The sequence below is a fragment of the Bradyrhizobium sp. NC92 genome, from assembly GCF_025200865.1.
In the GTDB taxonomy this organism is placed as follows: Bacteria; Pseudomonadota; Alphaproteobacteria; order Rhizobiales; family Xanthobacteraceae; genus Bradyrhizobium.
Window position 1 is genome coordinate 6895750 of sequence record NZ_CP104171.1, and the last position, 14808, is coordinate 6910557.

The 14808-nt window shown below is 56.4% G+C and carries 11 protein-coding genes; 6 read left to right on the forward strand and 5 right to left on the reverse strand.

Annotation, left to right across the window (positions count from 1 at the left end):
• The first annotated feature begins 1718 nt into the window (after positions 1 to 1718).
• From aepX to N2602_RS32225, 4 genes are all read left to right on the forward strand, one after another.
• Complete coding sequence (gene aepX / locus N2602_RS32210) at positions 1719 to 2597, forward strand: phosphoenolpyruvate mutase (RefSeq protein WP_409241936.1); 879 nt, start codon at positions 1719 to 1721, stop codon at positions 2595 to 2597.
• Positions 2598 to 2892: 295 nt separating this feature from the next.
• Positions 2893 to 3696, forward strand: a complete 804-nt coding sequence (locus N2602_RS32215) for a phosphocholine cytidylyltransferase family protein (protein WP_260380618.1) — start codon at positions 2893 to 2895, stop codon at positions 3694 to 3696.
• A gap of 7 nt (positions 3697 to 3703) precedes the next feature.
• Complete coding sequence (locus tag N2602_RS32220; protein ID WP_260380619.1) at positions 3704 to 4309, forward strand: CDP-alcohol phosphatidyltransferase family protein; 606 nt, start codon at positions 3704 to 3706, stop codon at positions 4307 to 4309.
• A gap of 221 nt (positions 4310 to 4530) precedes the next feature.
• Positions 4531 to 5640 (forward strand): histidinol-phosphate transaminase, encoded by a 1110-nt coding sequence (locus N2602_RS32225; protein WP_260380620.1) that lies wholly within the window; start codon positions 4531 to 4533, stop codon positions 5638 to 5640.
• A gap of 245 nt (positions 5641 to 5885) precedes the next feature.
• Here N2602_RS32225 and N2602_RS32230 read toward each other — a convergent pair whose 3' ends face one another.
• From N2602_RS32230 to N2602_RS32250, 5 genes are all read right to left on the reverse strand, one after another.
• Positions 5886 to 6362, reverse strand: coding sequence for an Lrp/AsnC family transcriptional regulator (locus tag N2602_RS32230; RefSeq protein ID WP_260383757.1), 477 nt, complete (start codon positions 6360 to 6362; stop codon positions 5886 to 5888).
• Between the two features lie 574 nt (positions 6363 to 6936).
• Complete coding sequence (locus N2602_RS32235) at positions 6937 to 8088, reverse strand: glycoside hydrolase family 88 protein (protein ID WP_260380621.1); 1152 nt, start codon at positions 8086 to 8088, stop codon at positions 6937 to 6939.
• A 46-nt stretch (positions 8089 to 8134) separates the two neighbouring features.
• Positions 8135 to 9481: an MFS transporter gene (locus tag N2602_RS32240; RefSeq protein WP_260380622.1), complete on the reverse strand. Its 1347-nt coding sequence runs from the start codon at positions 9479 to 9481 to the stop codon at positions 8135 to 8137.
• Between the two features lie 290 nt (positions 9482 to 9771).
• Positions 9772 to 10554: an enoyl-CoA hydratase/isomerase family protein gene (locus N2602_RS32245; protein ID WP_260380623.1), complete on the reverse strand. Its 783-nt coding sequence runs from the start codon at positions 10552 to 10554 to the stop codon at positions 9772 to 9774.
• Positions 10555 to 10567: 13 nt separating this feature from the next.
• Positions 10568 to 12103, reverse strand: a complete 1536-nt coding sequence (locus N2602_RS32250) for an acyl CoA:acetate/3-ketoacid CoA transferase (protein ID WP_260380624.1) — start codon at positions 12101 to 12103, stop codon at positions 10568 to 10570.
• 360 nt (positions 12104 to 12463) lie between these two features.
• Between N2602_RS32250 and N2602_RS32255 the strand changes: the two genes are divergently transcribed.
• Both N2602_RS32255 and N2602_RS32260 read left to right on the forward strand, forming a co-directional pair.
• The gene (locus tag N2602_RS32255; RefSeq protein ID WP_157287413.1) at positions 12464 to 13513 is read left to right on the forward strand and encodes a LacI family DNA-binding transcriptional regulator; all 1050 of its coding nucleotides are present in this window, start codon (positions 12464 to 12466) and stop codon (positions 13511 to 13513) included.
• A gap of 345 nt (positions 13514 to 13858) precedes the next feature.
• Positions 13859 to 14788 (forward strand): dihydrodipicolinate synthase family protein, encoded by a 930-nt coding sequence (locus N2602_RS32260; RefSeq protein WP_260380625.1) that lies wholly within the window; start codon positions 13859 to 13861, stop codon positions 14786 to 14788.
• The last annotated feature ends 20 nt before the right edge of the window (positions 14789 to 14808 follow it).

Consider the following 14808-nt stretch of genomic DNA (forward strand, 5'->3'; position numbering starts at 1 on the left):
ACCACACACCGGATTTCAAGAGGAAGGTGGCGCTGGCCGCCGCCAACGGTAATCGCACGTTAGCTTTAGCGGGCGGAGACTCCGGCGTTCACCTTCAGATCTAAGCGTGAACGGCGCAAGTCGACGACGGCGCTGCCAGCGTTCAGCCCAAGCAGGAAGTCGGATCGCCGAGCGCACCATGAAGTCGCTGCACGTCCGAGATCGGCACGTTCAGCAACAGGCACAAGGAGGGCGTCCCTTAACGCGTGCATATTCAGCGAAAAGCGGGTAACAGCCAGCGCACGCACCGCTCGTCAGCCTGTCGTGCAGTGACAGGCGGGTGACGTTCATCCAATCGGGCGTTTACCGCGACCTTGTACGATCACTGGCACCAAAGCAGCGCCTTGCCGAATGCTGCAGCTCCGCTAATTTGCACAAGACGAACAAGACGCCATCCTGGACGCGTCGACCAGAGCCCTTCTGGATATGGTCGTCATCCGCCTTCACGCAGCCGACGGAGACGATCAATGGAGTTCGCCCCGTCGCGGCTTTCGGCCGCCCGCCTTCGACGGACTGTTCTCGGAAGATCGGCAACTCTAACTTTCTCATGGTGGCTTCATACTGAGCAACAGCCGATCATTGGGTGAGCGTGGATCATAGATTGCCTCCTCAGCGATGATCATTTTACGGGTAAACGTCGCGAATCCAGCAAGTGCGCACATCAATGCCGTTGCGGGCAAGACGCATGCCTTGAGCGATACCGGCTCCAATTCGTTCTGGACGAATTGCGTCAGTGGCTTCTCGGAGCTGTCATCCGGCCTCGCATCCAAGTGTCGAGTAACAACCAGTTCTGGTAGGTACTCCGCAGGCTGCTTCGAAGATACACTTCAACACCACGCTCGCTATCTCACTGTGGCGGGAGTGGGCTGGTCAGTTTTGCAATCAGGGCAGTAAGGCTGGCCTGTGAAATTGGCGGCGCGTGACCGCCAGCGCCTCACGTCGCCCCTTAGCGGGCGTCTCGTTGCCGCCAATTTCAGTTCATGGGTTAAGATCGCCTCAGCTCGGCTCGCAGAGCTGGCGATTTTGAAGGGTGCGCGCGAGCTTACCACCCAGAGGAGCAAACCATGATGCATGACGCTGCCGTTTGATCGGCCAAATCCGTCGACGCGTCGAGGGACATCAAGTACCATCTTTCGACTCAGTAGTTGCCTTGTGGTGGGTGCTGACATTCATGCGGACCATTGCGGTCGTCATATGTCGCGAGTCTGTATGGAGACCGAGAGCATATCAGCAGCCACAACAATAGTTTGCTGAAGAGCTCGCTTCTAGCTCGACAGCGAGACAGCGCTCATGTCGGCATGCCATCGTCGCGCAGCGCGCAGCGGAATGCATATCGATTATGCATGTGCTCTATCGCCGCATCCACCGTCGGTGCGCTATCGAGTTGAGCCCTCCCAACGAGGCTCGAGCGCAGCGAACTTTCCTGAGGCACTCCGGGACGGAGTATGTCCAAGGCCAACTCAACTACCAACCCTCGCAATTGATCTAGACGAAGCAGCATGTCACGTATCGACCGATGAAATCGTCCGTCGACACAAGGCGGTCCGTCATTCCAAGGAATCGGCATGCAAGATCAATCCTCAGGCGTCCTCGCCGACGCCATTCATCAATCCACCCGGTCCTCTCTTGCTGAGATCTTGCGTGCTGAAATCTGCAACAGCAGAGAGCTATCGTTTCTCATGGAAGCGCATGATGGTCTCTCTGCCGCGATCGCTAAACGCGCACGCTTCACAGGCCTCTGGGCATCGGGCCTGTCTATTGCCTGCTCCCTGGGTTATCGCGATGCCAACGAAGCGTCATGGAGCCAACTCGTAGACGTGGTCGAGCGGATCGTGGACTCTAGCGAATTACCAGTACTCGTTGACGGAGATAGCGGCTTCGGTAACTTCAACAATGCGCGTCTGGTGACCCGCAAGCTCCGTCAGCGTGGAGCTGCTGGGGTCGCGATCGAGGACAGTTGTTTTCCAAAGCTGAACTCGTTTGTTGGGGATCGGCATCCCCTCGCCGATATCGACGAGTTCTCTGGCCGCCTTCGGGCAGTGAAGGATACCGCCGCGGAAGACTTGGTGCTCGTGGCAAGGACCGAGGCGTTGATCGCCGGTCATGGGATGGACGAAGCACTTTCGCGCGCTCACGCCTATGCCGACGCGGGAGCAGACGCGATCATTATTCATTCGCGAAGGAGCACCGCGGACGAAATCCTTTCGTTCACTCACGCTTGGCAGAACAGATTGCCAATCGTGATCGTTCCGACGAAATACTACCGAACACCGATCTCTATATACCGTGAAGCTCGCGTCTCCACGGTCATTTGGGCCAACCACACAATGCGAGCGGCAATGGCGGCAATGCGTGAAGTCTGCCGTCGCATTATGGCTGAGGAAAGCACCGCGAGCATTGAACCGAATATTGCCACTCTCGAGGAAGTCTTCGAACTGTTCGAATACGACGAACTCGCACGTGCGGAAGCGGAATACTGCGGTCCAATGCTGAACCTCGCCAACAGGGCCTCGTCGAAACAGGATCATGATTCTTTTTCGAGGACTTTACGTCCCTGACTTCCTTCTAATTGGCAAGGTCCTACTGCGATCTCAAATGTCTGTCATTGCCTGACATGTCCTCAGATGACGTAGCAAGCCTCACTCAACCGGAATGCGGATTTGGCATCTCAGGCAGCTTGAGGCGCCGGATCCGTGGTCTCCCTTTCTTGGAAGGACCGGCGCGGGACCGTTTGCCTGCTCTCGGGCTTCAGGCCAATGGCTGTAGCGAACCTGAAGTCGCTTCAGCCAGCGTAGGCCGCGGCGAAAAAGCTGGTCGGTTTTTCACCTTAGCGGCACGATGAAAAGGAACTAAATGGTGACCGTTGCTCCCAAGAACGCCGTCATTCTCGCCGCTGGCTGCGGCTCTCGCCTGCGTCCTCTGACGGATCTGCGACCGAAGCCGCTGGTCGAGGTCAACGGCACTTCGATTCTTCATAACGCTCTGCGAAATCTGGAAGCTGTCGGCGTGGAAGAGGTCACGATCGTCGTGGGTTACCGCAAAGACGCCATTCAATATGCCTGCGGCAGCCGATTCGGCCAAATCAACATCAAATATGTCGAGTCGACCGTCTTTGAGCGCACCGGTAGCGCCTATTCCTTGTGGCTGGCGCGTGACGCTCTTCTCTGCGGAGACTGCTTCCTGCTCGAAGGCGACGTCTTTTTCGAAGAGGATGCGCTACGCTACTTGATAGGCTGCGGCGGGACCGACGTGGCTGCAGTCGTTCCCTTCGATGATTCAATGGAAGGATCAGCTGTTCTGCTGTCGCAGAACGGGTTCATCACAGGCTTTCGATTGAAGCAAACCGCATCAGATCTGGTTGCGAATGGTCCAAGGCTTTTCAAGACGATGAACCTGCTGCGTCTTTCAGCGCCGACGCTCAAGGCTACGATCGTTCCCACGCTGGACGATATCATCTCCGCCGGAGCCAGGCAGACCTATACCGAAGAATTTTTTGGGTATCTGATAGCAAAACGAGATCTGCGTCTCTCAGCGGCGCGATGCGATGGTCTCAGCTGGTACGAAATTGACAATGCTGAGGATCTGCAAATTGCCGAACGCATTTTCAGGGGCCGAACGAACGCGTACGCGCCGCGACGTGATTTGCAGACGAGGTGAGAGTCCAATGCTAAAATACCTATGGGATCCAGCGAACGCCATAACTATTACAGGGCTACTCTTTTCCTCCGCCAGTCTGTTTCTTGCGCTATCGGAGCGGCTCGAGCTATCTGTGGCGGTAGCGCTTTGGGCTGTTCTAGCGGACCATCTCGACGGGTTTGTAGCAGGTCGCACGACAGATCGCGATCCAAATGTTGCAAAGATGGGAGCGAGCCTCGACGGGTTTGCGGATATCGTCTATGGAGCCGTTCTGCCTGCGGTAATTGTGGTACAGGTCAGCCAAGGCTCACTTCTCGCCCTTGCGACCGCAACCACGCTATTGCTGGCTGGAGCATTGAGGCTTAGCTACTTTGCGAACTTCGGCAGGTCGCGCGATGGACGGTTCTTGGGCCTGCCCTTGTCGTACGACGTGCCGCTCCTGGCGCTTCTATTTCTTCTTAGGCCTCTTATTCCTGCTGAAGCGTTTTCCGACGTCGTGAACATCGGCTTCTTGCTGCTCGCTTTGGCGCATGTCGCGCCTGTTCGTGTGCCACCACTCAGCGCATCAATGTATACGGCAATAAGCATCTTCGCCGTCGCATCATCGGTGGCTTTAGCTAGTCGCTCCTTTTGAGCGTGGATAGAAGTATGATTCAGCGACTGCCCTTCTCCGTGTTGCCAACTTCAGTACCATGCAAGTCATAGATGAGTGGAATCTGCCGACTGCAGTGTGTACCAGACTTGTTGTCGGGCACATTTCCGCACGAATGGGCACTGCTCGATGCTTGACGCCGAGAGCTCGCGATCCTTTTCGGAATCTGCCTTGCCCCTGAGACGTTTCAGTTCAGCACAGTCATGAACAGCCCAGCACAAGTCGACGTACCCCTCAAACCTGATGGCGTCCCTGATCTCGTCAACCGATTCCCGGGCGGCTATTGGAAATATGACATCACGGACTTCGTCCTTCTGGTGAATCCTTATTTTCCGCCGCACGGGTTCCTTGAGGAACTTCGGGAGGCTTTGCCGAGGCTTATTACCTGCTATCCCTCTCCTAATGAGCAGATGGTCCAACTTCTTGCGGATGCGGTGAAGACTCCGGCGGATAACCTTGTCGCTTGCAACGGCGTGGCTGAACTGATTCCTATCCTCCTTGGTCGAATGGGTATGAGGATTGCTGTCCCGGTCCCAACCTTCAATCCCTATGAGACGACCGCCCTGCCCGGGCGGTTATCACGCTTTTTCCTGCCATCGCCAGATTTTGAACTCGATGTGCAACGCTATGCAGCATTTGCGCGCACAAATGGTGTCGACGCGGCCATCGTGATATCGCCGAATAATCCCACTTCGCGGATGGTTCCCTATCCCGATTTGCTATATCTGGCTTCCGCGCTTCGAGCTCAACAGCAGCTCCTGTTGATCGATGAGTCATTCATTGAATTTAGTGAGGTCGGACGAAGTGCGAGCCTGGAAAACCATTTGCTCGAATTTCCTAATGTGATCGTTCTCAAGAGCCTGGGAAAGATCTACGGGACATGCGGTTTGAGGATCGGGTATGCGGCATCCGCAAATGAACAGATGATAAAGGAAATGAGAGCGGCGCTCCCCACATGGAATGTCAATACGTTTGGCGAGTTTTTTCTGAGCAAGCTCCCTGACCTCGCGCACGCGGCACAGCAGAGTTGGATGAGGGTAGGCAGCGACAGAGACAAACTATACGCAGACCTGCGCAGCATCGACGGAATGAGAGTTCTAAAGCCTGACGCGAACTTTGTGTTCTGCGAACTGCCGCCCTACTGGCCGGATGGGGACGTGATCGCCTCAAGGCTTTTAAACGACAGACGCATATTGATCAGGCACAATGGCGGCAAGACGCTCCAAAATGGCAGACGGTTCTTGCGCATCGCATGTCGCACTGAAGCAGACAATAAGCTCTTGGTGGAAGCACTGAAAGCAGTCGCTGATTAGAGCAACTCTTTTGGCACTGATCAATTGTGGAGCGGCCTTTGAGGTCCGCGGGGGCCTGGCGGGTTAGAACCCGGCTTTAACGTTGAGGAGCAGGCGTCGAGCATATGCAGGAAAAACGGCCTCATTCGAATCAGTCCGCAAGGACTCCTGACAAGCGTCCGCCATCATTGTTAAACCGCTGCCAGAGCGCGAAAGAAATGTTGCATCATGCAAGGTCACGTCCGTCACGGGCACTATAAGATAGGTTACCAGCATGCCAGACGTCCCATTGGTAAGGTAAAGCCCGATTTGATGCGATCCAAGACGACGGCAGTCTCAAGGCGCCTTATATCTGGATTCTCGCTTATCAAGCGCCGGGTGAACTGCTCGTATTCCTCCATATTGTTTGCAGTTACTACAAGGATGAAATCGGCTTGGCCGGTAACGTAGAAGCCGCTCATGACCTCAGGCATCTTGCGGACACCCCGCTTAAAGCGGTCGGTGATGTCTGCGCGATCGTGCTCAAAGAAAATGGCTACTAGCATAGTCACATTCCGGCCGACCGCCTTCGGCGAAATGATCGAAACGTCAGACTCTATGACGCCTTCCTTCCGTAGCCGCTTCAGTCTGCGCTGAACTCCGGATGCAGATAAGCCCACCCTCGCGCCGAGTTCTTCACTGCTCAGACGGTTATTGCGTTGAACCAGATCGAGAAGACGAGCATCGATTTTGTCAATTTCCATTGCGGCTTTGTGAACCATGGAGTGCAACCGTCTAGTCCACGCGTAGGACCGTTTCGTTGTGCGACTCTGGCAATTCAAACCTCCTCCCGAGCACCTCTAGAGGTCTACGTCCTCAGGTCACAATGTGCGCACTGACGGTTCGGCGACATCTAGCGAGCCGGCTCGAACCGCGTGTTCATGCCCCGGCCGGCTTGAGTCGAGTGGCCTGTCATCGTTTAAATCGGCCGCTGAAGCTCCTTTCCCACGACCGGTGTTTGTGAGCCCGATTAATTGGAAAGTCGGTTTACCGCACCTCTCTTGATCACGGCACTCGCGATCTCGGTGGACAGAGACGCTCCAGCCACCGCATAGACACTGACAAAGAAGACTTGCGGCAACGTTGTAATTCTATCCAAAGGCGAAAGGGCATGCCGCTTCCTTGCATCGGTTCGAGGCTCGCCAGGCCAGCGAACCAAGGCCGCAAAACAATTTGAGCTCGACAAGGCATTTACCGGCGTCAGAATTGAGTTCTTCGCTTGGGCTGGTCGTGGTCTGCCACATCCTCACCCGCTTTTTACGTAGTCAGCCCGTCCTACTAGATCCGGCCCATAGGAACGAGACCGGTAAGGATTCCGAGAGACTCAAACAGGAAGTAGCTACCAAATATTAGTTCTGCGTCTGGCGCCGCGTCGATATCGCGTGCGAAGGCATTTCGGGTGAAGCATCCGCCAGTGAGCATTCCAAGCGGGCGCTGGTCGGCGGGGCCGATTGGCGTCAGATATCGCGACGCCAACTCAGCCACGGTACGTTCCGCGAAGTCCTGGTACTTGGCACCATCAACCGGCCCGAGTGCGGACGCAAGTCGCAAGGATGCTGCCGCTGCGATAGCGGTCGCCGCAGTATCCCTGCTGGTAGCTGGAATCGCCGGGTCATCGAAGTCCCAGTACGCAACGAGGTCCGCGGGAACGTGGTGGATCCACCAGTCTAGTACGCGCACGGCATATTGGCGCCACAAAGCCTGCTTTGGACGAACCATGGCAGCGTGAGCCGTATAGAGCATCGCCCATCCCTGCGCTCGTCCCCAAGTGCTAACATCACTATATCCCTTATGCGTATGCGTTCTCAGCACCTTCCCTGTTTGCGGGTCTAGCGTTGAGGATTGGATCACTGAATTATCTGGGCGCACATGGATCTCCAATACCTTCCGCATATGTGCGTTGGCCACCTCTTCCATCCGCGAGTCATTCAGTTGGTCCGCGGCCCAGTAAAGCAGGCCGGTGGCCTGAAGGGAGTCGATGCTGCTTTCGGCGATACCCACCGCGCTGGCCTCCTCAGCATCCTGGCCTAGCGGGATCAAGCCCAGTTTCGGGTCGAACATCTGCTCCAGAGACCTAGCTACCCTGAGCGCGGCATCACGGGCCGTTTCATCACCAAAAAGGATACTTCCAAGCGCCGCACCGTGGTAGAAGCCGAAGCCCTTGAAGGCCGTCCGGCGCTCGGCGCGAGGCAGCATCCTGGCCAGCGCAGCATGCGCGTCAGATATCGGGAAGCGTAGCGGATCGGCCAAATGGGCGAGCCAAAGTTGGCCGACGAACGCTCCGCCGGTCCAATCACCATCGGACGTGAACGTCCATTTTCCATCCCCGCTTCGGGCCCAATGCGGCAGGCCCGATGTGGAAGCATCCCGCGTTTGCGCTATGCGCACCAACATCCGCTCGCATGCGGATAAGAAATCGCTTCTCGACATAGTTTCTCCCAAGAAAGCTCTCGCGCTCCGCGGAGCAGCTAACACATCACTCGCCGATGTAGACGTGGCCTCGCTTTTTCGCGACGTGATAGATAGCAACGCTCAGCAGTGCGACCACCGATCCGTAGACGGGAAACATCCAGGCCATCTGCGCATGCTGCAACCACACCAGCAAATAGGGTGATGTTCCGCCAAACAGCGACACCCCGAGCGCATACCCGACAGCGATACCGGTCGTACGCACCGCACGTGGCATCAGCGTCGTTGCGATGAAGTTGTAGAGCGCCATGTTGAAGCCGACGATTGCGCCGCCAAACACCATCACGAAGAAGAACGTGGAAATGCTCTTCTCGGAGTAGGCCAACGTGAGGAAGAAGCACGCGACGAGCAGCAGCCGCAGCAGCGTGAATGCGCGTGAGGGTCTGATCTTGTCTGCAAAGGCGCCCACCAAGGGCGCTGTGACGATCCAGATCAGGCCCATGAGAGTCGTGATCCCGTACACCCAGGTGCTGTTCTCCTTGAACACCCCGTTGGCAAGGTTTGGCAAACCTGCATTCCAGGCATAGTTCGCGATCTGCACCGCTCCGACGACCAGGATGATAGCGAGCAGCGAAAGCCGTACGCTCCAGAGCGTCTTCCACACGTCGCCTGTGGTCTCCTGAGTTCGCGACAGTTCATCGCGATGCATGGCGTGCTTGATCAAGGTCTCCGGCAGTTTGCTCCGCAAATAGATGATCAGCAAGCCGAGTGCTCCGCCGAAGGCAAAGGGCAGCCGCCAAGCCCATCCGTGCATTGTTTCGGGAGCTACAGAGGCACTCACGAGAAAGGCGACCAAGCTGGATGCGAAGACGCCGAGCTGGATAAATGTGCCGCTGATCAGACCAAGATACTGTCCCTCTTTGCCCGGCGGGGCAAGTTCGATCGCAATCGAGTTCGCAACGCCCGCTTCAGCGCCGGTGGCGAGGCCTTGGATGAGCCGAACGAGCAGCAATATCACCGCCGCTGCCACACCAAGCTCGCTATAGCCAGGCAGGACGGAAATGAGCAGCGAGCATAAGGCCATTGCGGTGATGGAGATCATCATCACCCGCTTATGGCTGACGCGGTCGGCAATAGGACCGAGTACCGCTGCTCCCACAGGTCGCGCGAAGAAGCCGGCGCCGTATACGGCAAGTGCGGCGAGCAGCGAGGTCGTAGGATCACTGGAAGGAAAAAAGAGTGGCGACAGAAAAGACGCCATCATTCCATAGACAGTCCAGTCGTACCACTCCAGGGCTACGCCACCGCCCAGGGCAATGGTCATGCTCCGAGTAGCAACCTGTTTTTCACGTGACGCACCCGGCGCCACGGCTTGCTGCGCGGCTGAAGCGATGGGCTCAACGATACTGGTCATTCATTCCCTCCATTTTTTATTATGAAAACGTTTACATTTCGGCACAAGCAGCACCGTGAAGTGCTGCCGCGAAGACGAGTGCTGAGTCATGGGCGATCTGAGTATTGCCCGTGCGTCAGCCTCTGGAGAATGGCGGCGGCCCATTCGACGAAGGCAACCATGCCCTCCTTTTGATCATCGGTGGTGAACACAGGTCGGATTGCGAGCCGCTCGATAGCCAAGCCTCCCGACAGCAAAGTTTCGTAACAGGCGCTTCGACGGAGATGAGAAACTCGGGAACGTGGTTCAAATCATTCCTTGCGAACAACCTCGGCGCCGGCGGTCTTCTTCGGGAGAAAGCGTTGCAGATTCGTTCGTGCGGTCTCATGGAGGATGTCCTGAGCGAAGTAGCGATTGGCCAAGTCATCCATCACTTCTGCTCTCGCGGTCACCGATGTTGAAAAGAATTGTTTCGTGGTCCGCACCGCGTGAGCCGGCATTGCCGCCAGGTTTTTGGCGTAGCGAAGCGCCACCTCGCGAGCAGTTTCCGTTGGAAGCGACAGGATGTCAGCCAGCCCCAACCTGTGAGCCTCCACGCCGTCGATCGCGGTCGGGCTCCAGCTCAAGGAGCGAGCTGCAAACGGTCCAACGCGTGCAGCTAGAGTATCCAGCCCGAAGCCGGGCAACCAGCCTAGTGAAACCTCCGGCAAATGCCAGCGCGTTACTGGAGCTGTTACGATAACGTCGCACGAGGCTGCGAGCATGAAGCCGCCGCCCAAGGCAAACCCATCAACAGCGCAGACGACAGGCTTTCTGACAAGAGCGAGAGAGCGTACAAACGCGCCTAGTCGGCGATTGAGGTCAAAGGTGTCGTTGATGTCGCCGGCCGAAAAATCCTTTAGGTCTGCACCGGCTGAGAAACCGGGGCCGTTTCCGGCGAGCATTATCACATTGACGTCTTTATCGTTGGCCGCCCTATCTACCGTTTCATGCAGATCTTTGAGGATATGTTCACCCAGAGCGTTGCGCCGCTCTGGCCTATTCATTGCGAGAATCTCGACCTTGTCCACGTAATCTCTTGTAACGAACTTCACGTCGGCCTCTCCTCTACGCTGGTGCGCGACCGTGGAATCGGGCCGCCAAATTCATTGGCTCATCCTTGAAAATCCTTGCATCCATTAGCTTTAGTTGCGGCGACACGGCTATCTCGAATTCAATGTTCGGCAGCACATGCTTTTCGACCGATATGCCAGGCGCGACTTCGGTTAGCATCAGGCCGCTGGGCGTAAGCTTGAACACGGCTCGCTCGGTAATGAATACGACCTCTTGCTGTCGCTCTTTCGCAAACGCGCCACTGAACGTGATCTGGTAGACGTCCTTCACCCATTTTCTGACCTTTCCCTCATCCGCAATAACGAGAGAACCGCTCTCCGGGAACGCCTTCAATCCCAACGCTGTGAGGGTACCGGAGAACACGACTTTTCGAGCGCCCTGACTGATGTTTATGAACCCGCCAGGACCTATGATCTTGTCGCCGAAGCGGCTCACATTGACGTTGCCGTGCCGATCAACCTCCGCAGAAGACAGGAATGCGATGTCGAGCCCGCCGCCGTCATAAAAATCGAACTGATCCGGTTGCGGCGCTATCATGTCGTAGTTCGTGCCAGCTCCGGCATCCTGTCCGGGTGCAGGGATGCCGCCGATCACCCCCTGCTCTGCCGTCAGTGTGACTGAGCGGTAAATGTCTTCTTCGGCGGCGATGACCGCAATCCCGTTCGAGATACCATAGCCGATGTTGACGGTCGCTCCGGGGGTCAATTCAAGCGCCGCCCGGCGCGCGATTACCTTTCTCAGGTCGAACGGCAGAGCGGCGATTTTGCCGTCCGGCACGCGCATTTTTCCCGCATAGGCCGGACTATACTCCGTCGCATAAGTCTGTCGCTGCTTGGGATCGACGACAAGGTAGTCGACCAGGACACCAGGGATTCTTACTTCTCGTTGATTTAGCGTATTGGAGGCGGCGACCCGCTTGACCTGCACAATGACTATTCCACCCGACCGCCGCGTTGCAGCTGCGATCGACATGCTTTCCCCGACATATGCCTCGTCCTCGAGTGAGATATTTCCCTTCTCGTCAGCAATACTGCCCCTCAGGATCGCGACTTGGATCGGGAAAGTCTTATAGAGCAGGTGCTCTTCTCCCTCGATATCGACGACAGCAACCATGTCCTCTTTGCTGCACTCGCTCTGCCTGCAGCCGCCGATGCGGGGATCGGCGAATGTCCGGAGCCCAACTTTCGTGATCACACCGGGGCGCCCAGCCGCGTTTTCACGAGCAAGCTGCGCCAGGACTCCCTGGGGAAGAGTGTATGCTTCAATTTCGTTGGCTAGCGCCCGGCGTCCAAGCGCTGGGCAATTGTTCAAACCGCTCGCCACAACCCGGCGAACCAGCCCGGGGGCCGCCAATTTGTTGAACCCGGTCGTGGCCCAATCACCGATAGCCACCGTACCAACCAGCATCAAGTTCTTAGGCGAACCCTGCTCGGAATGAATGTCACGGAGCGCATCGATGATTAGCTCCGGGATAGCAACCCCAGCTGAACCGCCGAAATAAACGCAATCGCCATCGGAGATCAGTGACACGGCTTGCCTAGCCGTAACAATTGGCACCTCGCCCGTCCGCCTGTTCTTCGCTTGCATACCTTCTCCAATACCGAGCGCAGGCCCATTACGTCTGACCGCCCAAGCTTTGCCTCGCACACAACGCCGGATGCCGAACACACCCGCCCTGGCCGAGCTCAATTTATGAAAAGGTTTACATCAGCGACTTTCGTTGCGCAAGAAGAATATTGATCCAATGACGAACATGGCCTGTTTGGCCCAACTAACCGGCCTTTTTGCTCATTATTTCAGTTCACTCGGTCGCCGTATTATGGTAACGATTTCATACAATGATGTGACGCGCAGCGTTCAAGGGCTCGCGGCGAGGAAGAAATAGGCTCAATGGCTGTGGAAAAAATCGCTCGTGTGGAGCAAAGGCAATCACCGACCGTGGTGGAGATAGCGAAGCGGGCCGGCTGTTCTATCGCCACAGTTTCCCGAGTGTTGAATCGACCCGAAACCGTCGCGATCGGTTTGAGAGAGCGCATTCTGCGGATCGTTGATGAGCTCGGCTACGTTCCCAACGGATCAGCACGCGCGCTGCGATCCTCGCGCTCCCGGCTAATCGGCTTGATAGTTCCGACACTAGACAGTGCGATTTTCACTCGAATGCTGGAAGGCCTGGAGAGCCGTCTAGCGCCCGCGGGTGCGTCGCTCGTCTACTCTGCAACGGGTTACGATCTCGACCGAGAAATTCGCGTTGTGCGCAATCTCATTGAAAAAGGCGTGGATGGCATTGTTCTCGTGGGCACTTGTCATCGAAAGGAAACCCTCAAGCTGCTGCGCGAACATAAGGTAAGATTTGCCGTCACCTATGCCCTCTCGGAAGATGCTTCGATTCCCAGCATGGGTTTTGACAATCGCAGTGGCGGGGCTCTGGCAGCAAACTACCTTGCAGACCTCGGTCACAAGAATCTTGCAGTCATAGCTGGTGTAACGCGCGAGAACGATCGTGCATCCGGTCGTCTTGAGGGCTTCCTCGCGATGGCTGAACGTCGTGGGATAGACCGCTCCAGCATTATCGTTGTGGAATCGCCGTACGAATTCAGCCGCGGCCGAGCCGCAGCTAAGATCATTCTCAATCAAAATAGAGATGTATCGGCGATATTTTGCGGCAGCGACGTGCTTGCTGTCGGAGCTTTGCGCGGCTGCAGGGATGCTGGGCTTCGCGTACCTCAAGACATATCGATGATTGGTTTTGATAATCTCGATATCGCCGAATACCTCACGCCCGGCCTTACGACAGTAGACGTTCCGGCTCGAGTGATGGGCGAACAGGCAGCAAATTACTTTTTGGCAGACCAAAATTCGCTGGACATACATTCCAGAGTGGAGCTCGAAACGCGCTTGATCGTCCGAGAATCAACTGCGCCCGCGCGAGGTCGGCAATGACAAAAGACGCATGCGCATGTTGTCTGGTCGGCAGAAACGGATACTACGTGCCATTAAACCCACAGCTCGAAGGACAGTCGTTCGTGGCGCTTCGCAAGCTCCTTATCGGCGTTCGCACCACCCGCGGCCAATTGCGGCCGGACAGCACGGCTGACACCGGTATTCGCCCAAATATAACCCCCTATCGCCCACAGTAATGCGTGGTGGATTGCTCAGGGCCAATGCTTGACGCCATTTTTCACATACTGCTCAAGAGCCATAGGAACATTCACGATCCCGGATCGATGGGCCCTACACCAGCTGCTCGTCCCAATGCTCCTCATTCGCAAAGAGAGATCTTGACTCATGGAATCCCCAAAAAAGGAGCTCTATCAGGGGCTGTTTCCCGTCGCACCAACGCCATTCACGGACTCTGCCGATCTTGATGTTGAGGGACAACGGCGCGTTTTGGAATGCATGATCGATCAGAAGGTCGACGGAATCTGTATCCTGGCCAACTATTCCGAGCAGTTCCTGTTGTCAGACGAGGAACGCAGATTGCTAGTTGACCTCTGTCTATCACATGTGGCCGGCCGCAAGCCGGTCATGGTGACCTGTAGCCATTTTAGCACTCGTATCGCGGTGGAGCGCGCGCGCTATGCAGCCGAAAGAGGCGCAAGCATTCTCATGCTGATGCCACCTTACCACGGCTCAGGACTCGGGGCTGACGAAGCCCACATGATCGAGCATTTCGCTCGCGTTGCTGATGCGACTAGAATCCCGATCATGGTTCAGGATGCCCCGCTCAGCGGCGTAACGCTTTCTGTACCTTTTCTCGTGCGGCTAGCACGAGAGGTGCCGCTCGTTAATTATTTCAAGATCGAAGTCCCTTTTGCTGCAGCGAAGCTGCGAGACTTAATTGACGCTGGAGACGCCGCCGTAGCTGCTCCATTTGACGGAGAAGAAGCCATTACCATGATGGCAGATCTCGAAGCTGGCGCTACCGGGACGATGTCGAGCGCGCTCTGTCCCGATTTGTTGCGGCCAGTGATCGATAGTCATAAGGCGGGTCGGAGCGCGGACGCGGCTGCAGCTTATGCAAAGGTGCTGCCGTTAATTAACTACGAGAACCGTCAATGTGGCCTTCGGGCGGCCAAGAGCGTGATGAAGGAAGGGAACGTCATCAGATGTGACGCTGTGCGGCATCCCTTGGCTCAAATTCATCCCAAAACGAAAGCCGGGCTGATTGAGCTTGCACGCGGGGTCAACCCGTTGGCCCTCTGCTGGGGACGCTGAGTCGCTCTGCTGAAGTCACT